Origin of the sequence: Aggregicoccus sp. 17bor-14, assembly GCF_009659535.1 — a bacterium.
Lineage (GTDB): Bacteria > Myxococcota > Myxococcia > Myxococcales > Myxococcaceae > Aggregicoccus.
In genome coordinates, this window is sequence record NZ_VJZZ01000001.1 from 487,254 (window position 1) to 509,382 (window position 22,129).

The 22,129-nt window shown below is 72.5% G+C and carries 21 protein-coding genes and 5 tRNA genes; 10 read left to right on the forward strand and 16 right to left on the reverse strand.

The genetic code is table 11. The features are described from left to right. Position 1 precedes the first annotated feature (1 nt). The 11 genes from rpmG to FGE12_RS02215 form a co-directional block, all read right to left on the reverse strand. Positions 2-166: a 50S ribosomal protein L33 gene (gene rpmG / locus FGE12_RS02165; protein ID WP_153864510.1), complete on the reverse strand. Its 165-nt coding sequence runs from the start codon at positions 164-166 to the stop codon at positions 2-4. Between the two features lie 92 nt (positions 167-258). Further along, the gene (gene tuf / locus FGE12_RS02170; RefSeq protein ID WP_153864511.1) at positions 259-1,449 is read right to left on the reverse strand and encodes an elongation factor Tu; all 1,191 of its coding nucleotides are present in this window, start codon (positions 1,447-1,449) and stop codon (positions 259-261) included. 16 nt (positions 1,450-1,465) lie between these two features. After that, positions 1,466-1,541 (reverse strand) — tRNA-Thr (locus FGE12_RS02175). 22 nt (positions 1,542-1,563) lie between these two features. Next, positions 1,564-1,639 (reverse strand) — tRNA-Gly (locus FGE12_RS02180). 9 nt (positions 1,640-1,648) lie between these two features. Further along, positions 1,649-1,732, reverse strand: a tRNA-Tyr gene (locus FGE12_RS02185). 70 nt (positions 1,733-1,802) lie between these two features. Continuing rightward, positions 1,803-1,875, reverse strand: a tRNA-Thr gene (locus tag FGE12_RS02190). A 136-nt stretch (positions 1,876-2,011) separates the two neighbouring features. Next, a complete protein-coding gene (rlmB, locus tag FGE12_RS02195) occupies positions 2,012-2,839 on the reverse strand; it encodes a 23S rRNA (guanosine(2251)-2'-O)-methyltransferase RlmB (RefSeq protein WP_194797480.1) in 828 nt (275 codons plus the stop codon). Between the two features lie 3 nt (positions 2,840-2,842). Next, entirely contained in the window at positions 2,843-3,292 is a 450-nt protein-coding gene (locus tag FGE12_RS02200; RefSeq protein ID WP_153864512.1) for a hypothetical protein, read from the reverse strand. 72 nt (positions 3,293-3,364) lie between these two features. Then, positions 3,365-4,336, reverse strand: coding sequence for a RimK family alpha-L-glutamate ligase (locus tag FGE12_RS02205; protein WP_153864513.1), 972 nt, complete (start codon positions 4,334-4,336; stop codon positions 3,365-3,367). Positions 4,337-4,431: 95 nt separating this feature from the next. Next, positions 4,432-5,622 carry an adventurous gliding motility lipoprotein CglB gene (cglB, locus tag FGE12_RS02210; RefSeq protein ID WP_153864514.1) on the reverse strand — a complete coding sequence of 397 codons (1,191 nt, stop codon included), beginning with the start codon at positions 5,620-5,622 and terminating at the stop codon, positions 4,432-4,434. Positions 5,623-5,759: 137 nt separating this feature from the next. Further along, a complete protein-coding gene (locus FGE12_RS02215; RefSeq protein ID WP_153864515.1) occupies positions 5,760-6,158 on the reverse strand; it encodes a DsrE family protein in 399 nt (132 codons plus the stop codon). Positions 6,159-6,304: 146 nt separating this feature from the next. Here FGE12_RS02215 and FGE12_RS02220 point away from each other — a divergent pair, with 146 nt between their 5' ends. From FGE12_RS02220 to hrpB, 4 genes are all read left to right on the forward strand, one after another. Beyond that, positions 6,305-6,835 carry a HEAT repeat domain-containing protein gene (locus tag FGE12_RS02220; RefSeq protein ID WP_194797481.1) on the forward strand — a complete coding sequence of 177 codons (531 nt, stop codon included), beginning with the start codon at positions 6,305-6,307 and terminating at the stop codon, positions 6,833-6,835. Positions 6,836-6,932: 97 nt separating this feature from the next. Next, positions 6,933-7,628: an HAD family hydrolase gene (locus FGE12_RS02225; protein ID WP_153864517.1), complete on the forward strand. Its 696-nt coding sequence runs from the start codon at positions 6,933-6,935 to the stop codon at positions 7,626-7,628. Positions 7,629-7,675: 47 nt separating this feature from the next. After that, entirely contained in the window at positions 7,676-8,671 is a 996-nt protein-coding gene (locus FGE12_RS02230; RefSeq protein WP_153864518.1) for a hypothetical protein, read from the forward strand. Between the two features lie 11 nt (positions 8,672-8,682). Further along, positions 8,683-11,256 carry an ATP-dependent helicase HrpB gene (gene hrpB, locus FGE12_RS02235; protein WP_153864519.1) on the forward strand — a complete coding sequence of 858 codons (2,574 nt, stop codon included), beginning with the start codon at positions 8,683-8,685 and terminating at the stop codon, positions 11,254-11,256. A gap of 18 nt (positions 11,257-11,274) precedes the next feature. Here the strand turns inward: hrpB and FGE12_RS02240 are convergent, their stop codons facing one another. Then, positions 11,275-11,751, reverse strand: a complete 477-nt coding sequence (locus FGE12_RS02240) for a GNAT family N-acetyltransferase (RefSeq protein ID WP_153864520.1) — start codon at positions 11,749-11,751, stop codon at positions 11,275-11,277. A 75-nt stretch (positions 11,752-11,826) separates the two neighbouring features. On the opposite strand from FGE12_RS02240, the gene FGE12_RS02245 reads away from it, so the two are divergent. Then, the gene (locus FGE12_RS02245; RefSeq protein WP_153864521.1) at positions 11,827-13,044 is read left to right on the forward strand and encodes an MFS transporter; all 1,218 of its coding nucleotides are present in this window, start codon (positions 11,827-11,829) and stop codon (positions 13,042-13,044) included. A 62-nt stretch (positions 13,045-13,106) separates the two neighbouring features. Then, entirely contained in the window at positions 13,107-13,838 is a 732-nt protein-coding gene (locus tag FGE12_RS02250) for a hypothetical protein (protein WP_153864522.1), read from the forward strand. A 63-nt stretch (positions 13,839-13,901) separates the two neighbouring features. Here FGE12_RS02250 and fdxA read toward each other — a convergent pair whose 3' ends face one another. The 3 genes from fdxA to FGE12_RS02265 form a co-directional block, all read right to left on the reverse strand. After that, on the reverse strand, positions 13,902-14,237 hold the full coding sequence (gene fdxA / locus FGE12_RS02255) for a ferredoxin FdxA (protein WP_153864523.1): 336 nt from the start codon (positions 14,235-14,237) through the stop codon (positions 13,902-13,904). A gap of 101 nt (positions 14,238-14,338) precedes the next feature. Then, on the reverse strand, positions 14,339-14,698 hold the full coding sequence (locus tag FGE12_RS02260; RefSeq protein WP_194797482.1) for a rhodanese-like domain-containing protein: 360 nt from the start codon (positions 14,696-14,698) through the stop codon (positions 14,339-14,341). Between the two features lie 104 nt (positions 14,699-14,802). Beyond that, a complete protein-coding gene (locus tag FGE12_RS02265; protein ID WP_153864524.1) occupies positions 14,803-15,966 on the reverse strand; it encodes an acyl-CoA dehydrogenase family protein in 1,164 nt (387 codons plus the stop codon). A gap of 125 nt (positions 15,967-16,091) precedes the next feature. Here FGE12_RS02265 and FGE12_RS02270 point away from each other — a divergent pair. Continuing rightward, a tRNA-Cys gene (locus FGE12_RS02270) sits at positions 16,092-16,163 on the forward strand. Between the two features lie 67 nt (positions 16,164-16,230). Here the strand turns inward: FGE12_RS02270 and FGE12_RS02275 are convergent. Then, a complete protein-coding gene (locus FGE12_RS02275) occupies positions 16,231-17,853 on the reverse strand; it encodes a nitrous oxide reductase family maturation protein NosD (RefSeq protein WP_153864525.1) in 1,623 nt (540 codons plus the stop codon). Positions 17,854-17,992: 139 nt separating this feature from the next. On the opposite strand from FGE12_RS02275, the gene FGE12_RS02280 reads away from it, so the two are divergent. The 3 genes from FGE12_RS02280 (at position 17,993) to FGE12_RS02290 (ending at position 22,054) form a co-directional block, all read left to right on the forward strand. Further along, positions 17,993-19,768 (forward strand): SpoIID/LytB domain-containing protein, encoded by a 1,776-nt coding sequence (locus FGE12_RS02280; RefSeq protein ID WP_228530500.1) that lies wholly within the window; start codon positions 17,993-17,995, stop codon positions 19,766-19,768. Positions 19,769-19,877: 109 nt separating this feature from the next. Beyond that, positions 19,878-21,122: a TonB family protein gene (locus FGE12_RS02285; protein WP_153864527.1), complete on the forward strand. Its 1,245-nt coding sequence runs from the start codon at positions 19,878-19,880 to the stop codon at positions 21,120-21,122. A 50-nt stretch (positions 21,123-21,172) separates the two neighbouring features. Beyond that, on the forward strand, positions 21,173-22,054 hold the full coding sequence (locus tag FGE12_RS02290) for a cation diffusion facilitator family transporter (protein WP_370458854.1): 882 nt from the start codon (positions 21,173-21,175) through the stop codon (positions 22,052-22,054). Positions 22,055-22,129 lie beyond the last annotated feature (75 nt).

Here is a 22,129-nt window from a genome sequence, read left to right on the forward strand (position 1 = left end):
CCTAGACCTTGCCTTCTTTGTGCGGCGTGTGCTTGCGGTCACGAGGGCAGAACTTGTTCAGCTCGAGCTTGTCCTGGCTCTTCCGCTTGTTCTTGGTCGTGGTGTAGTTCCGCTCCTTGCACACCGTGCACTCGAGCGAAATGATGGTGCGATTACCCTTGGGCATGACGTCACTCTTCAGAAGGCAAGAGGGGAAAGCCGGCGGACCGACTCTCCCCTCGGCACGCTAAGTGCCTGTTGAAACCGAGACTACACCAATTACGCGATGATGTCCGCCACGACGCCGGCGCCCACGGTGCGGCCGCCCTCGCGCACGGCGAAGCGCAGCTCCTTCTCCATGGCGATGGGGGTGATGAGCTCCACCTCGATGGCGATGTTGTCGCCCGGCATCACCATCTCGACGTTCTCCGGCAGCTTCACGGTGCCCGTCACGTCGGTGGTGCGGAAGTAGAACTGGGGGCGGTAGCCCTTGAAGAAGGGGGTGTGGCGGCCGCCCTCCTCCTTCGTCAGCACGTAAATCTGCGCCTTGAACTTCGTGTGCGGGGTGATGCTGCCCGGCTTCGCCATCACCTGGCCGCGCTCCACGTCCTCGCGCTTGAGGCCGCGCACCAGCGCGCCGATGTTGTCGCCCGCCATGCCCTGGTCCAGCAGCTTGCGGAACATCTCCACGCCCGTGACGACGGTCTTCTGCGTGGGCTTGAGGCCGACGATTTCGACTTCCTCGCCCACCTTGATGATGCCGCGCTCCACGCGCCCCGTGCACACCGTGCCGCGGCCCGCGATGCTGAACACGTCCTCCACCGGCATGAGGAAGGGCTTGTCCGTCGCGCGCTGGGGCGTGGGGATGTAGCTGTCCACGGCCGCCATCAGCTTGAGGATGGCCCCCTCGCCGATGTCCGAGGTGTCGCCCTCGAGCGCCTTGAGGGCGCTGCCGGGCACGATGGGGATGCTGTCACCGGGGAAGTCGTACTTCTTGAGGAGGTCACGCACCTCCATCTCCACGAGCTCGCGCAGCTCGGGGTCATCCAGCATGTCCACCTTGTTGAGGAAGACGACGATGTAGGGCACGCCCACCTGGCGGGCGAGCAGGATGTGCTCGCGCGTCTGGGGCATGGGCCCATCGGCCGCCGAGACCACGAGGATGGCGCCGTCCATCTGCGCCGCGCCCGTAATCATGTTCTTCACGTAGTCGGCGTGGCCCGGGCAGTCCACGTGCGCGTAGTGCCGGTTCTGCGTCTGGTACTCCACGTGCGCGGTGGAGATGGTGATGCCGCGCTCGCGCTCCTCCGGCGCCTTGTCAATCTGGTCGTACGCGAGGAACGTCGCGCCGCCCGTCTTCGCCAGCACCTTCGTGATGGCGGCCGTCAGCGACGTCTTGCCGTGGTCCACGTGCCCAATCGTCCCGATGTTCACGTGGGGCTTGCTGCGATCGAACTTCTCCTTGCTCATAACGCTCCTCGAAAAATGGAGCCCTGATCCAGGATTGAACTGGAGACCTCATCCTTACCAAGGATGCGCTCTGCCAACTGAGCTATCAGGGCTTATTTGCAACCAAACAACGGGTGGAGCGGGAAATGGGATTCGAACCCACGACATTCAGCTTGGAAGGCTGACGCTCTACCAACTGAGCTATTCCCGCATGGACCGATGGAGGGGGTTGGATTCGAACCAACGAAGGCGTAGAGCCGGCAGATTTACAGTCTGCTCCCTTTGGCCGCTCGGGCACCCCTCCGTATCAAAACTCCTTCGACCGTGCTGCGTTCTCTTTGCCTCGGGCCCTCATCCGCGGCCCCGTCCCACTTGGCCGGCGGCGGGATTTGAACCCGCGACCTACTGATTACAAATCAGTTGCTCTACCGACTGAGCTACACCGGCGAATCCCGGTTGCTTCCCTACCCCTACACCCGCCTGCTCGCCGGAGGCGCCCGCAGCCACCGTTCCGGTCCGTAAAAGCGGGCGCTTTGTACGAGCAGCCGACGATGTAAGTCAAGCGCTTTGATCCGCCGCCGCCCTACTTTCCCCCGGCGGCAGGCGCGGCCCGCTGGCGGGCGCACTCGTATAGCAGAACCGCTGCGGAGACGGACGCGTTGAGTGAGCCCACGCGGCCGATCATCGGAATCTGCAGGCGGAAGTCGCAGTGCTTGAGGACGCCCTCGCGCACGCCTGCCCCCTCGGCGCCCACGACGATGGCCATGGGGCCGTCCAGGCGGGCGCGCCACAGGGGCTCCTGGGAGCCGGGGTCGGCGGCGGCGATCCAGATGCCTGCGGCCTTCAGCTCCTCGAGCGCGCGCGACAGGTTCACCACCTGGGCCACGGGGCAGTACTCCACCGCACCGGCCGAGGCCTTGGCCACCGTGCCGGTCACCTGCACCGCCCGGTCCTTGGGGATGACCACGCCGTGGGCGCCCAGCGCGTGCGCCGAGCGGATGATGGCGCCGAGGTTGTGCGGGTCCTGGATGCCGTCCAGGACGACGAAGAGCGGCGGCCGCCCGCTCGCCTGGGCGCGCTCGATGAGGTCCGAGAGCTCGCTGTACGAGAAGGCGCGCAGCTCCGCGACCACGCCCTGGTGGACGCCACCGTCGGCGAGCTGGGCGAGGCGCTCGCGCGCCACGCTCTCCACCCGCACGCCCGCCTCGCGCGCGAGTCCCAGCAGCTCCGCGCCCGCGCGGCCGGCCAGCTGCCCCTCGGAGGTGTAGAGGCGCTCCACCGCATCCGGGTGCGCCCGCAGGGCCTCCAGCACGGGGTTCACTCCGTAGACGAGGCGCTGCTCGCCCTGGGAGCGGCGGCCCTCCCGTCCCTCACGACGCTGCGGATGCTGCGGGGTTCGCTCTCTGGACACGGGCTACAGGACCTCGACGGGAAGGGACACGCTGCGCTCCATGCGCTCGCAGCGCTCCTCCATGCACAGGAAGAAGGTGAGCTGGGCGTCCAGGGAGGCGCGGCCCGGGCGCGGCGCCGTGAAGGCGACCTCGAAGCGCGGGTCGACGTAGGCCTCTCCCGGCTGCTTCCGGGCGACCGAGTCCGCCTGCCCCAGCCGGGTCTTCGCCGGCGTGAGCTGGGCGCTCTGCAGCAGGAGCTTGAGCGGAGCCTCGTCGGACACGTGCGCGCCGCCGCGCGTCTTCACCGTGAGGACGAAGACGCCGCGCTCACCGGCGCGCAGCCGCAGCGAGCTGCCCTCGGTGCTCAGCTCGAAGCGCGACCCGGGCGCCGCCGCAGGCTCCCCGGCCACCGCGCGCAGCGGGGCCAGCAGGGCGAGCACGAGCAGAGGGGCGAGCGCGGGGCGCAGGGGCATGGGAGACGACTCCTGGACGGGACCGCTCGCTTCTATCACTGCCCTGCCCCGACGCACGGACGGACTTTCGCCTCACAGCCCTCCGGCAGAGGCCTTGGGCGTGCGACGCCCGCGCTTGGCAGCCGGGGCGCTGGAGGCCGCGCGCTCGCGGCGGGGCGCGCGCGGCGGCGCCTCGCGCACCAGCTGCTCGGCGCGCTCGACGATGAGACCGGCGAGGTCCATGCCCGTCGCCGCCTCCATCTCCGGGAGGGCCGGCGAGCTGTTGACCTCGAAGACCTTGGGGGCGCCCTGCACGTCCAGGAGGTCCACGGCGGCGACGTCGAGGCCCACCAGGCGCGCCGCCCCCTCGGCGGCCTCGCGCTGGGAGGGCGACAGCGCAATGCCCTCCAGGCGCGCGCCGCGGTTGAGGGTGGCGGAGAGGCGGCCCACGCGGGGGCGCCGGCGCACGCCCGCCACGGCCTTGCCCCCGATGACGAGCACGCGCAGATCGTGCCCCGTCTTCTTCACGTACTGCTGGACCACCAGGTTGTGGCCGAGGCCGAGGATGGCCTCGAGCGCTGCCTCGAGCGACTGGAGGCTCTCGCACACCATCACGCCGTGCTTCTCCTGCCCCTGCAGCAGCTTCACGAGCACGGGCACGCCGCCCACCAGCCCCACCATCTCCTTCAGGTCTCCGGCGTCGCGCGCCATCACGGTGGCCGGGATGTCGATGCCGTGCGCCGAGAGCAGCTGCAGCGTGCGCATCTTGTTGCGCGACTGGGCGATGGCCTGGGCGCTGTTGACGATGGGGATGCCCCGCATCGCGAACTGGTTCACCACCGCGAGGCCGTAGTTGCTGATGCTCTGCGCGATGCGCGGGATGACCACGTCGCAGGGCGAGAGCTTCTTGCGCTGGTAGTAGAGGTTCGCGCTGCGTCCGTCGAGGTGCATCTCCACGCGCACCGGGTTGAGCACGCGCGCCTTGTGCCCGCGCGCGCGCGCCGCCTCGATGAGGCGCTTGGTGGACGGGATGGAGGCGGAGCGCGAGAGGAGCGTGATCTTCATGGGCGCCAGACGAAGTGGGGACGGGCTGCGAACCTAGTGCCCGTCCCTGTCTGCGTAAAGGCGCGCAGCACGCGCCTGCCTGGCGCGCCGCTCGCCTACTTCGGCTGGACGGCGAAGACCTCGAGCGTCACGGGATCGCGCGGGGTGGACTGCTTGATGCGCTCGCAGGTGGCGCCGATCATCTCCACGCCCTGCTTGTCGCCGGTGCGATTCAGCTGGTAGTCCGTGCCCTGCTCGGCCGTGCGGGTGACACCGTCCGCAGTGAGCTTCACGACGAGCAGCTTGTCGTCGCTGGGCAGCTGCTCGGTGGTCAGCGGCACGAGGCAGGGGTTTCCGGGCAGCAGCCCCGAGATGGCCGCCAGCTGCGCGGCGAGCTCCTGCTGGTTCGACGCCGGATAGAACTTCGTGCAGGTGGCCTGACCGGGCGCGCACGGACGAGCGAAGCCTCCCTTCTCGGCCATTGCGTTGAGCACCTCCACCGCCGTGCCCGAGGTCGTCTCCGCTCCGAAGCCGATCACGATCGTGCGAATGCCGCGGCTGGCCAGCTCCTCCACGCGCTGCACACTCACGTCCTTGTCGAGGCAGCCCAGGCGCTCGGACTCCGCGTCGTTGCAAGCATTGGTGCCCAGCGTGCATCGGCAGGCAGCCGGATCCGTGATGCCACTGGCGGGGTTGTTCGGATTGCAGTTGGGCAGACCGTCCGTCAGCAGCAGCACGAGGTTCTCGCGGTCCGGATCCTGGAGCGCGGGCAGGCCGCCCACGAACTGGAGGCTGACGCTCGTCGGGGTCCCGCCCACCACGATCTCCGCGCCGGACTGGCCCGAGTTGATCTTCTGGAGGATCGCGTTGATCTCGTTGGCACGCGCCTGCAGCTGCACGGCCGTTTCGTCGGTTCCGGGCGCGGGCAGATCCTTGTCGACCTTGCTCGAGGCGGTGCACGCAGGGCCGATGGGGTTGCCGACCTGCGTGTCCGGGAAGGTCGTGAGCCCGAGACGCGCCACCGTCCCGCTGCCGGTGAGGAAGGTCTTCATTGCGCCCTGCAGTTCCTGCCACCGCGTGGGGCAGGTGCCGGAGCCGCACGCCACCGGCGTGTTCATGGAGCCCGAGGTGTCCACGAGCATCATCATGTTGGGGGTCTCGCCCTTCGCGACGACCTTGTTCAGCACCGTGGTCTGGCCCAGCGCGAGCGGGTTCACCGGCTCGAAGTCATAGGTCTGGCAGCCCGCGATCGCACCGGCGGCGATGCCCACTGCAAGAGCGCTGAGGATGGTCAGCTTGGCGCGCATGTTGTTCGTGTTCCTCACGGGGCCGGCAGGACGGAGCACCCATCCTCGACGTGGCCCGAAATAAGAGCCCGGCGAGGATACCTCTGCGAGCACTCACGGAGCCAGCGTTCTGCGCGCGCAGCCGCGGGTCTGCAAAGCTACAGGCTGAGCGTGCGCGCGCCGCTCGTGAGTCGCCAGAGCGAGGCGAGCCCCATCACCTCGTCGAGCGTGTGCTCCAAGGTAAGCTCAGCGGGGTCGAAGCCGCAGATGCGCACCGTGGTGTCGCACGCGATGAGACGTGCGCCGAGGCTGCGCGCCTCCGCGAGCATGCGCGCGGGAGGCGGGACGTTGAGGCCCTCTGCGCGAGCGCTCTCCGCCATCTCCTTCTCGGTGTGCGGGAGCCCGAAGCTGCCTCGCACGAGCTGGCGAAGCGCATCGAAGGCGAAGACGAAGTAGACCTCGTCCCCCATCGCCGCGGCAGTGATGCCCATCGAGGCCGCCTGGAACGCGGGCTCGTACGTCGCGTGCTGCAGGAAGAAGAAGACGCGCCCAGCCATACACCCCACCCTACATGCGTCCGCGCGGTGCAACAATCCGCCTGCGCTGCAGGTGCGCCCGCCCCACTGCGAGCCGCCGCGCAACGCTGGCATGATGCGCGCGCCGCACTCGTCCGGAGGATCCGATGGGCCCGAGCCGCGCAGCCATGCACCGCCCCCTCGCGCTGAGCCGCCTGCTGCTGTGGCTCGGCGCCGCCGTCCTCCCAGGGAGCGCCTGCGCGCGCCCCGCTCCGCCCGCGACGTCGCCCTCCGCAGTGGCTGCGCCTGCGCCCGCTTCCGCGGCCCGCAGCACGGCCTGCGCTCCGGTGGACGCGCTGCTCGCGGAGCCCCGCAGCAGCGTGCCGCTGCCGCTCGATGCCGTGGAGGCACTGGGGCGCTGCGAGGATCCCCGCGCCGAGGTGCGCCTGCGCGCGCTCGTGGAGGACCCACACGTCGCGCCGCCCGTGCGTGCCGCCGCCGCGCTCGCCCTGGGGCAGCAGGCCGGGCGCGTGGCCCTGCCCGTGCTCGCGCCGATGCTCTCGGACCGCGACGGCGAGGTTCGCGCCGCCGCGGCGAGGGCGCTGGGCGGCCTGGGTGGAGACACGGCGCGCAGCGCCCTGGAGGAGCGTCTCGCGGCCGAGGAGTCCGAGCGCGTGCGCGAGGCCCTGCAGCAGAGCCTCAGCCGGCTGGAGCCTTGAGCGCGCCGTAGCGGGCCGGAGCCTGCCGCCCTCCCCGCCCAGCGTTCGGGCAGCGGGGCTCGCCTTCGGGCGCGAAGCCCGTTAAGCAAGCCGCCGCATGCAACCCACCGTCCTCCTCTTCGACATCGATGGCACCCTCGTCACCACCGGGGGCGCGGGCCGCCGCGCCATGGAGCTCGCCTTCGAGCGCCTCCACGGACGCCGCGACGCCTGCGACTCCTTCAAGATGTCCGGGATGACCGACCGGGCCATCGTGCGCAAAGGGCTGGAGGTCATCGGCGTGCAGCCCACCGAGCCCGCGATCGACGCGCTCATCGCCGCGTACATCGCCGGCCTGCACGAGGAGATCCCGAAGGTGCAGGACCGCGACTACGTGCTGCACCCGGGCATGCGCGAGGCCGTGGAGGCGGCGAGCGCCCGCAGCGGCTTCGCCGTGGGGCTGGGCACGGGCAACGTGCGCCCCGGGGCGAAGGTGAAGCTCGAGCGCGTGCAGCTCTACGAGCCGTTCCGCTTCGGCGGCTTCGGCTGCGATGCCGAGGATCGCACCGAGCTCATCCGCCACGGGGCCCGCGCGGGCGCGGCGTTGCTGGGCGCTCCGCTGGAGGCCTGCCGCGTGGTGGTGATCGGGGACACGCCGAAGGACGTGGCGGCCGCCAAGGGCATCGGGGCGACCACCATCGGGGTAGGCACCGGCAGCTACAGCGCGCAGGAGCTGCAGGCGGCCGGCGCCGAGTTCGCCTTCGACGACTTCACCGCGCCCGGCGCGCTGCAGGCCCTGCTGCACGGGCGCTGAAAGCGGAGGCCCCGGGACGGCGCCGCCCTGTGGTATGGGCGGACGCCATGTCCTTCAGCTGCCTGGAAGCCTACGATCTCATCCGCTTCGCCGAGGTCTTCGAGACCCGGCTCGCAGGTGCCGAGGAGCAGCTGAGCGGCAAGCGGGGCCTCGTCCGCGAGAAGGAGTGGATGGGCGCGGCGCTGGAGCTGGTGCGGCTCGAGCGCATCCCGGCACCGGGGATGCTCGAGCGCGTGCGCGACCTGCCCGAGCTGGACGAGGTGCGCGAGGAGTTCGGCGCCGAGCTGCTCAACGTCTGGGTGGACGCGCTCGAGAAGCTGCATGCAGGCATCACCTTCAGCGCGGGCAGCCGCTCGCCGGTGATCGACGCGCTCTTCCCCCACCTGAAGTTTCCCCAGCTGCGGCGCGCGAGCCGGGAGGCCGTGACCGAGTACGCGGCGCTGTACGAGCGCCGGCTGAAGTCCTCGTACGTGACGCGCCTGCTCGCCCAGGACGAGCTCGCGCTCGTGCGGCCCGTGCTCGACCAGGTGGCGGCGGCCTACGTGCAGTGGCTCGCCTGCTACAACCCCGCGCCGCTGCCCGAGGACGAGGCCGCGCCGCTGCGCGAGGGGCTGATCACCCTGGGCCGTCGCCTGGACATCGCGGTGCGCCAGGCGCGCCTGCTCGCGGAAGCGGCCCTCACTCCCGTGCGCGACGCCTTCGACGCCTCCGGGCTCGGCATCAAGCCCAAGCGCCGCCCGGGCCGCGGCGGCGGGCCGCTCGAGCTCGACGCGGTCCACGCGGATGACGTCGAGGCCGGGGCCGCGGTCGGGGAAGATGCCGCCGCGGAGGCACAGGGCGAGCCCCCGCTCGAGGAGGGTCACGAGCCCCCCGAGGAAGAAGGCGGCGCCGCGAGCGCGGCCGAGGCGGAGGCCGTGGCCGAGCCGGTATCCGAGCCCGTGCCCGAGCCGTCTGCCCCCGTCGAGGAGGAGGCCGCGCCGACGCCCAAGGCCGCGCGCCGCCGGAAGAAGGCCGCCAAGCCTGCCGAGGGGGCCGGAGACTGACTCCGCACGCCATGGCCGAGGTCGCGCTCCCCATCGATCCGCTGCTGCCCGAGATCGTCTCCACGCTGAAGCGTGCGCAGGCGCTCGTGCTGGAGGCGCCCCCGGGCGCCGGAAAGACCACCCGCGTTCCGCGTGCGCTGCTGGAGGCGGGCCTGGGCGGCGGCAAGGAGATCGTGGTGCTGCAGCCGCGGCGCCTCGCCACCCGGCTCGCCGCGCAGCGCGTGGCCGAGGAGCTCGGCGAGCGCGTGGGCGAGACCGTGGGCTACCAGGTGCGCTTCGAGGACGTGCGCAGCAGCAAGACGCGCCTGTCCTTCGTCACCGAGGGCGTGCTCGGGCGCAGGCTGCTGGGCGATCCGACGCTGCGCGACGTGGGCGTGGTGGTGCTGGACGAGTTCCACGAGCGCCACCTCTCGGCGGACATCTCGCTCGCGCAGCTCGCGCGCCTGCAGCAGGGCGCGCGCCCGGACCTCAAGCTGGTCGTGATGTCCGCGACCCTGGAGGCGGGCCCCATCAGCAGCTACCTGGGCGGCTGCCCCACCCTGCGCTCCGAGGGCCGGCGCTTCGAGGTGACGCTCGAGTACCTGCCCTCGCCCGACGAGCGCTACCTCGACGCGCAGGTGCTCTCCGCGGTGAAGCGCCTGGTGGCCGCGGGCGTGGAGGGAGACCTGCTCGTCTTCCTGCCGGGGGCCGGGGAGATCCGCCGCGCGAAGGAGGCCTGCGCGGAGTTCGCCGAGCGCCACGGCATGGACGTGCTCCCGCTGCACGGCGACCTCTCCCCCGCCGAGCAGGATCGCGCGGTGCGCCGCAGCAGCCGCCGCAAGCTCATCCTCTCCACCAACGTGGCCGAGACGTCGGTCACCATCGACGGCGTGGCGGCGGTGATCGACAGCGGGCTCGCCCGCACGGCGTCCCACTCGCCCTGGTCGGGGCTGCCCGCGCTCAAGGTCGCGAAGGTGAGCCGCGCCTCGGCCACGCAGCGCGCAGGCCGTGCGGGCCGCACGCGCGCGGGCCACTGCCTGCGCCTGTACACGCAGCACGACTTCGACGGGCGGCCCGAGCAGGAGGCGCCGGAGATCCGCCGCATGGATCTCACCGAGACCGTGCTCGCACTGCGCGCCTCGGGGGTGCGTGACCTCGCCACCTTCCCCTTCTTCGAGTCGCCGCCCGCGGCGTCGCTGGAAGCCGCCGAGACGCTGCTGCGGCGCCTGGGCGCGGTGGACGCGGCAGGGGCCGTGACGCCCGTGGGCGAGCGGCTGCTGCGCTTCCCCGTGCACCCGCGCCAGGCGCGCATCATCGCGGAGGGTGAGAAGCGCGGCGTGGGAGCGGACGCGGCGGTGCTCGCGGCGCTGCTGGGCGAGCGCGACATCCGCCGCGAGGCGCGCGCGGGCTTCGGCCCCCAGGGGCGCGGCAGCGCGGCAGGCTCGGTGGTGAGCGGCCCCTCGGACCTGCTCGAGCTGCTCGAGCGCTTCCGCGAGGCCGAGCGCGCGGGCTTCTCTCCGGGCCGCCTGCAGGGGCTCTCGCTGGAGCCCGCGGCAGTGCAGGCGGTGGACCGCGTGCAGCGGCAGCTGCGGCGCGCCGTGCGGGAGCAGGGGCGCCGCCCCGAGCGCGCCGAGGCGCTCGAGGAGGCGCTGATGCTGAGCGCGCTCGCGGGCTATCCGGACCGGGTCGCGCGCCGGCGCCGTCCCCGCGCGCCCGAGCTGCTGCTCTTCGGCGGCGGCACCGCGACGCTCTCCGAGCTGAGCGTGGTGCACGAGCCCGAGCTGATGGTGGCCGTGGACGCCGAGGAGCGCGCGGGCAAGGGCGCGGTGGTGCGGCTCGCGAGCGCGGTGGAGCCCGAGTGGCTGCTGGACCTCTACCCCGAGGCGCTCGAGGAGCTGGACGCGCTGCAGTGGAACGCGGACGCGCGGCGCGTGGAGCGCGTGACGCGGCTGGCCTACGGCAACCTCGTGCTCGAGGAGACGCGCACCGTGGCGCCCCCGTCCGAGGAGGCGGCGCGGGTGCTGGTGGACGCGGCGCTCGCGGCGGGCCCCGAGCGCTTCGCGAGCGCGGAGGCGCTCGAGCAGTGGCGCACCCGCGTGGGGCTGCTCGCGAGCGCCTTCCCCGAGGCGGGCTTTCCCAGCGTGGACGCGGCCTTCGTCCGCGACGCGCTCGCCTCCTTGTGCGTGGGCGCGCGCAGCTTCGCGGACCTCGAGGGGGTGAGCCTCATCGACGCGCTGCAGGCGCGGCTCACGTCGGAGCAGGCGCGGCTGCTCGCGAACCACGTGCCGGAGCGCGTGACGCTGCCGGGCGGGCGCGGCGTGAAGGTGCACTACGAGCAGGGCAAGCCGCCCTGGGTGGAGTCGCGCCTGCAGGACTTCTTCGGCCTCGCGCAGGGCCCCAGCGTGTGCGCGGGCCGGGTGCCGCTGGTGCTGCACCTGCTCGCGCCCAACATGCGCGCCGTGCAGGTGACCACGGACCTGGCGGGCTTCTGGGAGCGCCACTACCCGGCCATCCGCAAGGAGCTGTGCCGCAAGTACCCGCGCCACAGCTGGCCGGAGGACCCGCGCCACGCGCAGCCGCCTCCTCCGAGGCCGCCGCGCCGCTGACGCGGGGAGCGCCAGCGCTCAGAGGCGCTTGCGCATCTCGAGGTGCTCGATGCCGGCCTCCTGGAAGACCGGGCCGAGCGGCTCGTAGCCCTTCTTCTTGTAGAACTCGAGCGCGTACAGCTGCGCGTGCAGCAGGATGCCCGTCACCTGGCGGCGGCGCGCCTCGTCCTCCAGCTGGGTGAGCAGCAGCGAGCCCACGCGGGCCTTGCGGTGCGACTGCAGCACGGCCATGCGGCCCACCTGCGCCCAGCGGCCGCCGGTCTCGCCGGGCGGGGGCGCGGCCATCATCACCAATCGCCCCGTGCCGATGGCGTGCCCGCCCTGGAACGCGAGGACGTGGTAGGCGCGCGCGTCCTCTGCATCGCGCTCGATGCCCTCCGGGACGTGCTGCTCCTCGATGAAGACGACCTCGCGAATGGCGAGCGCCTGGATCAGATCCGCCTCGTTCTTGACCTCGGCGAGGGTGACCGGCTGGGGGGTATCCGGAGTCGACATGCGCGCGGCACCGTACACAAAAGCGACGGTTGCCGACAGGCACAATCGAGGGGCCCGTGCTAAGGGGCCGGCCCCATGACGGCGCCCCCGCAGGTTGCCGGGCGCAGCGCGCTCGCAGGCTTCTACTTCCTGTACTTCGCAGCGCTGGGCATCACCCAGCCCTTCCTGCCCGCCTACCTCGCCTCCCTCTCCCTCAGCGCGACGCAGGTGGGGCTGCTGCTCGCGCTGGGCCCTCTCATGTCCCTGCTGATGCCGCCGCTGTGGGGCCACCTCGCGGACCGCACGGGGCGGCCGGACCGCGTGCTCACCCTGCTCGCCACCTGCGCCTGCCTCGCCTTCGCGCCGCTGCTCTTCGCCACGCGCTTCGCCACCCTGCTGCTCGTGCTGGCGACCTACGCGCTGTTCGTCTCCTCGGTGACCGCGCTCGCCGACGCGCTCACCCTGCACCGGGTGGCCCACGTGGGCGGCAGCTACGCGCGCCTGCGGCTCTTCGGCTCGGTGGGCTTCGTGCTGAGCACCACGGCCTTCGGGCTCGCCACCGTGCGCCCGGACCGCTCGGCGGTCGCCATCCCGCTGGGGCTCGTGGCCGCGTACGCGCTCTGGAGCCTGCGCATCCGCGCGCCGAGTGCCCCGGGCGCGGCCGTCACTCCGCTCGCGGGGCTGCGGCTGCTCGCACCCCGCGACGTGCGGCTGCTGCTCGGGGCCACCTGTCTGCACTGGCTCGCCTGCGCGCCGTACAACGGCCTGCTCTCGCTGCACGTCGAGGCGCTCGGGCTGCGGCCCGCGGTGGTGGGCCTGTCCTCCGGGTTGGGGGTGGCGGCGGAGGTGGGGGTGATGCTGCTGCATCCGCAGCTCGCGCGGCGGCTCGCTCCGCGCCACCTGCTCTTCCTCGCCTTCGCCGCGAGCGCCGTGCGCTGGGCAGGGATGGCGGCGACGCGCTCGCCCGTGGCGATCGTCGCGCTGTCGCTCCTGCACGGGATGACCTTCGGCGCGTTCTACGTCGCCAGCGTGGCCTTCATGGCGGAGCGCTCGCCGCCGGCGCTGCGCGCCTCCGGCCAGACGCTGTTCGTGTCCGTGAGCTTCGGCCTGGGCGGCCTGCTCGGCTACGTGAGCGCGGGCGCGGGCTACGACTGGCTCGGCGGCCACCGGCTCTACGGCGTGGCTGCGCTGCTGGAGGTTGCCGCAGCGCTGCTGGTGCTGGGCGTGCACCCTCCTGCGCAGGCCTCCGGCGTCCCTCTTCCCGGACGGCAGGGGCCCGGGGGTGAGACGGGCCGCAGCGCGCATCCCGGGTAGGCGGGGCCGGCACGCCGGCTGCTCCGTGCGGGCGGAGGTCCTACCGTTCCAGGAGCAAGCCGATGCGTGTCCCCTCCGACTCGAAGTCCCCTGCCGACGCGCCCCCCCGGGCGCCCGGCAGCTTCCAGCGCACCCTGCACGCGGTGGCACCGCCCCGCGTGCGCCCGGGCCTGCACTGCCACCTGGTGCTCCCGGCCGCTGCCGGCCGCGGGGCGCGCGGCCTTCGCGCGGCGAGGCCGGGCAGCGCCGAGGGGCTGCGGCTCGTGCGCAGCGGGCTGCACGCCGAGGCGCAGCGCCTGGGGGACGTTCGCTCCGAGGGGCTCGGGCGCAGCGAGCAGCGCGACGGGCAGCGGATGGCGGAGCTCATCTCGCGCGAGCTTCGCCGCGAGCTGACGCGCGAGACCGCGCCGTCGCCCCTGCCCGAGCCGACGCGTCACGCGGAGCGCGCGCAGTCCCCGGCGGAGCTCGGCGCCGAGGGCGACACGGAGGGGCTCGCCGTGGGCGGGGCCGGTGCGCGCAAGGCGCACGCGCAGGACGCGCCGGAAGCGCGGGCCGAGGCCGCGCTGGCGCTCATCGAGCGCATCGAGCTCTTCGTGCGCTCGCAGCGGCCGGCGATGGCGCTGAGCGTGGGCGGCGCGCTCGCTGCGACGGTCGAGGTGGAGCGCACCGGCCCGCGCGAGGTGGCACTCCGGCTGACGGGCCGCAACGGCCCGCCTGCCCCGACTGCGCTCACGGAGCTGCGCGCGGCGCTCGAGGCGCGGGGGCTGCGGTTGCGCTCGCTCGAGGCCTGCTGAGAAGGACGCAGGCCCCGAGCGCACGTGCGCTCGGGGCCTGGCGGTGCGGCTTTGCGTTGCGGCTCAGGCGCCCGGGTTCGGGTCGAAGAGCTTGCGCTTGTCGGTCTTGTCCTTGAACTCCTCGGCCTCGGGCAGGGGCGCCTTCTTCTCCGCGATGTTCGGCCACTTGGGGGCGAACTCCGCGTTGAGGGCCTTGTACTCGGACCACTGACCCGGGAGGTCGCTCTCGGGGAAGATCGCCTTGGTGGGGCACACCGGCTCGCAGGCACCGCAGTCGATGCACTCGTCCGGGTGGATCACGAGGAAGTTCGCCCCTTCGTAGAAGCAATTGACGGGGCAGACCTCGACACAGTCGGTGTACTTGCACTTGATGCAAGGCTCGGCGACGACGTAGGCCATGAAACGCTCTCCTGGGACTGCGAAAAAAGTGGGCGCACACTAGTGCTTCGCCCCCGCAGAGGCACCCCCGAAAATGAGGGGACCTGCCGTCCGGAGACAACTCACGCGGACTGGCCGTGGGCCGCATCCTGCGTGCTGGCGTGGCGCTCAGTGGGCAGTCCGCCCAGGATCCAGGCGTGGAGGCCGCCCGCGAGCACGCGGGCCGTGCGGCCAGAGCGGCGCAGCAGCAGCGAGGCGCGGCGCGCGTCGAGCTCGGCGGGCGCGGTGCCACAGAGCACGATCAGCTCGTCGTCCGGGAGCATGGAGAGGGACCCCGCCAGCTCCTCGGGGGCGAGCCGCAGGGCGCCCGGCACGTGCATGGGCAGGCGCTCCCAGTCCGCGCCGGAGCGCACATCCAGCACGAGCACGTCGTCGTCACCCAGTCGCTCGAACAGCTCGCTGCAGGAGATGAGCAGCTCCACGCGGTGACCTCCGGCCCGGTCTACCTTCGACCCGACAACCCGGAGTGTGCCTCAGCGCTTCCCGCCCCCCGCCTGCTCGCCTGCTACCCGGTGTCCGCTGGCGATCAGAGCCCGAGCTGCTTGGCGATGATTTCGTTCATCACCTCGCTGGTGCCGCCGCCGATGGGGCCCAGGCGCGCGTCGCGCCAGTGCCGCTGGATGTCGTACTCCATCATGTAGCCTGCGCCGCCGTGCAGCTGCAGGCACGCGTCCGCGACCTGGCAGGCCGTCTCGGTGGCCACCTTCTTGGCCATGGAGGTCTGGGCGATGGCGTACTCGCCGCCCACGTGCAGGCGCAGCGCGTGGTAGGTGAGCTGGCGCGCGCACTCGCGCGCGGTGGCGAGCTCCGCGAGCCGGTGGCGCACCACCTGGAAGCCCGCGAGCGGCTGGCCGAAGGCGCGCCGCTGCCGCACGTGCTCGAGCACCGTGTCCAGCATGTCGTCCATGGCGCCGAGCGCACCGAGCGCGAGGCTGAGGCGCTCCCACTGGAAGTTGCCCATGATCTGCGCGAAGCCCTCGCCCTCCTGCCCCAGCAGGTTCTCGGCCGGCACGCGGCAGTCCTCGAACACGAGCTCCGCGGTGTCCGAGCTGCGCCAGCCGAGCTTCTGCAGCTTGCGCCCCACGCTGAAGCCCGGCGTCCCGCGCTCCACCACGAGCAGGGACAGGCCGCGCCGTCCCGCGGCGGGGTCCGTCTTCACCGCGAGCACGACGAAGTCCGCGCGCACGCCGTTGGTGATGTAGAGCTTCGCGCCGTTGACGACGTAGTGGCTGCCGTCCCTCCGCGCAGTGGTGCGCAGCGAGGCGACGTCCGAGCCCGCGTCCGGCTCGGTGACGCCGAGCGCCCCGATGCGCTCGCCGCGGATGGCCGGCGCGAGGAAGCGCCGCTTCTGCGCGTCCGTGCCGAACTTGTGCAGGGGTCCGGTGGCGATGGTGAACTGCGCGCCGAGCCCCGCCGCCACGCCGCCCGAGCCGCAGCGGCCCAGCTCCTCGAGCAGCACGGCCTCGAAGAGCTCGCCGCTCTGCCCCTCCGTGGCGCTGCCGCCGTAGGCCTCGGGGTACTTGAGCCCGAGGAAGCCGAGCTCGCCGAAGCGCCGGAAGAGCGCGCGCGGGAACTCCTCCTGCTGCTCCCACTCGGCGGCGTGCGGGCGCAGCTCCTTCTGCACCACGCTGCGCACCGTGCTCCGGAAGGCCTCGTGCTCCTCTGCGTACAGCCCATAGCCGTGCAGCATGTGCCTGCCCTCCCCGGCCGCTCGCGGTCCGCTCGAAGGGCGCGGGGGCGGCTCGCGGCGGATGCTAGCGCGCTGCACGCCCTCCTTGACCGGTCCGGCGCAGGCCCTTATAAGCCCCGTCTCGCGGCGCCATAGCCAAGTGGTAAGGCAAAGGTCTGCAAAACCTTCATTCCCCGGTTCGAATCCGGGTGGCGCCTCTCGAGACTTCAAAGGCCCGGTGCGAGTCAACCTCGCGCCGGGCCTTCGCTTTTTCTGCCGTCTGGGTCAGCAGCCCACTTCGACCGCGCCGATGTCCGGCCCCCTGCCGCAGAAGGGCAGCTTCACGTCCGTGCCCTTGTCCACCGCGTCCGAGCCCGGGGCGTAGGTCGTGGTGTCCACGCCGGGGCGGCCCACGGTGGAGCCCTTGTCGCCGGACTTGGCGCGGAAGGCCTCCAGGTCCACGGGAGCGCTGTTGCTGCCGCCCGTGATGAAGCGGCCCGCACCGCCGTAGAGGTTGGTGACGAGCTTCAGGCCCGGCGCCTCGCCGCCGAGGTCCACGTCCGTGGCGCCGTCCAGGATGTTGTTCTCGACGGTGAGGTTGCTCGTGGGCCCGCCGGTGCCGTGGCCGAGCACGAGCGCGGCGCCTTCGATGTCCGTCACGGTGTTGTTGAGCACCTGGGTGCCGTCCGAGTTCTCGAGGCGGATGCCGCTGCCGTCGCCGCCGTTGGCCTTGCTGATGGCGTGGATGCGGTTGCGGCGCAGCACCACGCCGGAGGGCACGGGGCCGTCGTGGTTTCCGCCCACCGAGATGCCCTTCGCGGCCTCGGAGATGTCGTTGTTCTCCACCGTCACGGTGCTCGCGGACATGTGCACCACCACGGCCTCGCCCTTCGAGGTGGTGGAGACCTTGAAGCCGTGCATGCGGTTGTTGCGCACCACCACGTTCTTGCAGGTCTTGATGTCCACCGCGTTCTCGCGGTTGTCGTAGAGGTGGTTGTTCTCGATGAGGACGCCGTCGGCGGGAGGCAGGTTGCTGAACCCCTCGGGCCCGAGGCACTGCACCGAGTCGCCCGAGTTGTCGTGGATGTCGTTGTTGCGCACGGTGATGTCCTTGCTCGTGGACTGAATCACCATGCCGTGCGAGTCGCCGTTGCCGCCGGTGCGCTGGAAGTCGTGGATGTGGTTGTTCTCGACGGTGGCGCCGCGCGCGTCGTTGAAGGTGGTGATGCCGCCGCCCAGCGTGCCGCCGTGCAGCTCGCTGTTGGCGAGCACCGAGCCGCGCACGTCACCCTCGAAGGTGACGGCGAAGACGCCCTGGCCCTGGCAGTCGATCTCGAGGCCGTCCACGATCCAGTTGGGGGCCTGCACCTTCACCACCGCGCCGCTGCCGGGGCCCGGCGTGAGGCGCGGAGAGCCCTCCCCCTGCAGCGTGATGGGGGCGTCCGCGGTGCCCGCCTTGGTCAGCGCCACGCGCTCGTCGTAGGTGCCGGCCAGCACACGCACGAGGTCTCCGGGACCCGCGGCGCTCACGCCCTTGGCGATGGTGCGAAACGGCGCTGCCTCGGAGCCCGCCGCGCTGTCGTCCCCCTTGGGGCTCACCACGAAGGTGTGCGCGTACTGGATCTTCTTCGGCAGGCTGAGCCCCTGGCCCACGGCACCGGGCTGGGGCGAGGGCTGCGCGATGGGCGTGTGGCCCGGGTGGTTGGGCAGGCGGGCCACGGGGGTGTCCTCCACGGACTGCACGCCGAGCGGGATGGGCTGACCGGCCGCGACCGTGCTGCCCGTCCCGCCCGCGCCGGTCCCGGTCTGCGCCTCGCCGGAGGGCGCTTCCCCGCCGCCTCCTCCGCAGGCCGCAAGTCCCAGGGTCAGCAAGCAGGCGGCCAGGCGGGCCGCAGGGGTCTTCGTCATCCGTTGTCTCCAGGAAAGTAGGTGAGCAGGGTGAACCTCCCGGAGGTGGGAGCTATTCGCCGGCGGCGCCTGCTGAGCCCACCCTCCGTCCCCCGTGCCAGTGGCAAGCCCGCCTGCTCGCAGGTAGGGTCCGCCGGGCTTGCGATCCCCCCTGTTGCGGCCCCTCCTGCCCGTCCTCCTCGCGCTCGCCTGCGCCACGCAGCCGCAGCCCTCCCGCCCCGTGGCCCACGGGCCTGCGACCGTGGAGAGCGTTCCCGCCACGCCTCCGGACGCGGGCCGGGAGGCCTCCCTGGCCCCTGCGGACGAGAGCGCCCCGGCGCCCGCGAGCAGTGAGGGAGCAGCCCCGGAGGTTCCCGGCGCGCTGACCCAGAAGCGGCTCGACTTCCGCGGCGGCGAGCCGCTGGTGCCGGTGCGGCTGATGGAGCGCCGCCAGGAGGTGCGCTTCACGCCGCGCGGGCGGATGCGGCTGCGCTTCGACGGGCCGGAGCACAAGGTGCTCGAGGCGCCGGCGGGCTCGCGCTGGAGTGTGCGGCTGCGCGGCGGGACGCCGGCGCGGATGAGCGCGCGGGTGCAGCTCGCGGAGTTCCCCTTCGCGGACAAGGCGGGGCTCGCGATCGAGCAGGCGCGCTGGCAGGCGCGCGGTCTGCGCGTGCGCCCCCACGTGCTCGGGGCGCTGTTCGGCATCGCAGGCAAGGTGATCGACAACCGCCGCTACCTGCTGCTCGTGGACGAGGTGCTCGGCCCCGAGGAGGCCGCGGCGCGCCAGGCCGCGGTGCTGCGGCAGTTCGGGGTGCGCACCAGCCTCTTCGAGGAGGTGCAGGCGCCGGCGAGCGGCGTGCTCGAGCTGCTGGACGACGCAGGGCGCGTGCAGGGCGCGTGGCGCGACAGCCTCGTCGTGGAGACGCTGGACGGCGCCGGCTTCGACGTGGCGCAGGTGGAGTACGGCGTGGGCTACGACTTCCACAGCTTCGAGGACCGCAGCTACCGCGGCACGCTGCAGCTCACGGTGGACCGCTACGGCACGCTCGGGGTGGTGAACCTGGTGCCGCTCGAGGACCTGCTCAAGGGGCTGGTGCCCTCGGAGATCTTCGCCCGCGCGCACCCCGAGGCGCTCAAGGCCCAGGCGGTCACGGCGCGCGGCGAGGTGCTGGCCAAGGTGGGCACGAAGCACCTGGCGGACCCCTACCTGCTCTGCTCGGAGCAGCACTGCGCCGTGTACAAGGGGCGCTCGGGCGAGGCCGCGAGCACGAGCGCCGCGGTGGAGGCCACGCGCGGCGAGGCCCTGTTCGGCGCGGACGGAAGGCTCGTGGACTCGGTCTACAGCGCGGTGTGCGGCGGGCACACCGAGGACAACGACGCGGTGTGGGGCGGGCCGCCCAATCCGAACCTGCGCGGGCGGCCGGACCTCCTCGAGCAGGAAGGGCACGGCGAGCCGCTCCCCTCCCCCGCCCAGCTGGCGGAGTTCCTGCGCGCCGACCTGCCGGCGGCCTGCCGCCTCTCGAGCTTCGCGCAGGCCTCGAAGTTCCGCTGGGAGCGCCGCTTCACGGCCGAGCAGGTGGACGCGCTCACCGCCTCGCTGGGTATCGGGGCCGTGCAGGCGATGAGCGTCACGGAGCGCGGGGTCTCGGGCCGCGCGAAGCTGCTCACGCTCTCCGGCGAGAAGGGGGCCACCCAGGTGCGCGGGGAGCTCAACATCCGCCGCCTCTTCGGGATGCTCAACAGCGCGATGTTCCTCGTCTCCGCGGAGCGCGACGCGCGGGGCCGGGTGAGCGGCTGGGTGTTCACCGGCGGCGGCTGGGGCCACGGCGTGGGGATGTGCCAGACGGGGGCGATCGGGCGGGCGGAGGCCGGGCAGGACTACCGGGAAATCCTGCGCTATTACTTCAGCGGTGCCGAAGTGGCGGCCATCTACTGAGCACTCCGGGACAGAGCAGGCTTGAGACGGTCGGGGGGCGGCCGCATCTTGCCCAGTGAGCGGGCGGGACTGTTCTGACCGCCCGATGGTTAGACGGGTCACCTTGGCGATGAACTCCTCTCAGGCTCCCAGCTCCAGGCGAAAGCGCTCCGAGGGAGGCTGGGGCCGTGCCCTCGTCGCCCTGCTGCTGGCCCTGCTGGGGCACGGGGTCTTCGTCGGGCTGCTCGTCCTGCTCTCGGCACTGGCGCCGCCGGCCCCCCCGCACACGCCCAAGCCCCCGCCCCAGGACGTGAGCCTGCGCTCGCTGAGCGCGGACCAGTGGGCGCGCAACCGGGGCAACAGCCGCCCCCTGCCGCCCGGCACGCCTCCCGCGGTCAAGCCGCAGCAGAAGGCGGTGGCGAAGGTGGAGCCCAAGCCGCCCGAGAAGCCGCAGGGCCAGGTGGTGGACACGGCGCCGGGCAACGACGAGGTGTCCCCGGACGCGAAGTACCTCTCGGAGAGCAACAACCGCGTGCAGAAGGAGACCCGCGCGCGCGAGCAGACGGCGAACTACCGCAACGCGGCGCCGCGCGCGGTGGGGCCGAACCCCGAGCAGGCCTCCCGTCCCCGCCAGGCGGAGGCCGGCGGCAACGCGGGCGTGGGCGACGACGAGCGCCCCGCCACCGAGGCGCAGCGCAAGGCCATCATGGAGATCCCCGAGGCGCGCAAGCGCGACGCGGTGGCGCTCAAGACGAACCCGGAGACGCCCGGACCCGGCGCCTCGGTGCCCAACCGCACCGAGAGCGAGGACATGGACGGCAACTCGAAGCGCCTGCGCATCGAGCCGGGCACCCAGGGCACGCAGCAGCAGGAGGGCTCGCTGGGGCACGCGGGGAAGCAGGGGATCGCGAGCCTCATGCCCTCCGCCGAGTCGATGAGCCGCATCGTCGGCGCTGCGCCCAACGACGACCTGCGCAACGAGGAGGAGGGCGACGCGACGCTGCTCAACACGCGCGAGTGGAAGTACGCGAGCTTCTTCAACCGCCTCAAGCAGCGCGTGGCCGAGCAGTGGAACCCGAGCAAGGTGCTGCAGATGCGCGACCCCACGGGCAGCACCTACGCCGGGCGCGACCGGCAGACGCTGCTCGCCATCACCATGGACCAGAGCGGCCGCGTGACGGACGTGAAGGTGGAGAAGAGCAGCGGGCTCGACTTCCTCGACCTCGAGGCGGTGCAGTCCTTCGAGCGCGCCCAGCCCTTCCCCAACCCGCCCGCGGGGCTGATGGGGCCGGAGAACACCGTCACCTTCTCCTTCGGCTTCTTCCTGGAGATGGGCGGCGGCCCGCGCATGCGGATCTTCCGCGCGCCGAACTAGGGCGCCCCCTCTTGCTTCGGAGGGGCTGGGCGTTGCATGAGGGGGCCACCGTGGAGCCCTCCCCCGCCCAGACGCGCAACGCCCGCATCCGCCAGGTCCTCGCCGCCATCCTCGTCGCCAACTGGGCCGTGGCCGCCGCCAAGCTGGGCATCGGCCTCTACCACCAGTTCGCCTCGGTGACGGCGGACGGCCTGCACTCCTTCATCGACGGCAGCTCCAACGTGCTCGGCCTGGTGGCCATGTCCGTGGCGGCGCAGCCCGCGGACGACGATCACCCCTACGGCCACGGCAAGTTCGAGGCGCTCGCGTCGCTGGGCATCGGGGCGATGGTGGGCGTGGGCATGCTGGAGCTGGGGCGCATGGCCTTCGACTCGCTCCTGCACGATCGCCACCCCAGCGTGAGCCCGGTGATGGCCTGGGTGATGGTGGGCACGCTCGTCATCAACGTGGTGGTGAGCCGCGTGGAGCGCCGCTTCGGCGAGCGGCTCAACAGCTCGCTGCTGCTCGCGGACGCGCGCCACACGCTCTCGGACGTGTTCGTCACCGGCGCGGTGCTGCTCTCCATGCTGCTGGTGTGGCTGGGCTTCCCGCGCGCCGACGGCGTGGTGGCGCTGGTGGTGATGCTCTTCGTCGCCCACGTGGCCTACACCATCGTGCGCCAGGCGGTGGGCATCCTCTCCGACTCGGCGCGCCTGGACCCGGTGCACGTGGCCGCGCTCACCGCCGCGGTCGAAGGCGTGCGCTCCTGCCGCGAGGTGCGCAGCCGCGGAATGGAGGAGAGCGTCTACGTGGACCTCAAGATCGAGGTCGACCCGCACCTGAGCACCGCGCGGGCGCACGCGCTCGCGGACGAGGTGGAGCAGCGCCTGCAGGCGGCCTACCCCCAGGTCGTGGACGTGGTCGTGCACGTGGAGCCGGTGCGGCCGCGCTGAAGGCCCCGAAAGAGAAAGGCCCGGAACGCGCGGGGCGTTCCGGGCCTTCGGGCTCAGCTCCCAGCGGGAGCGTGC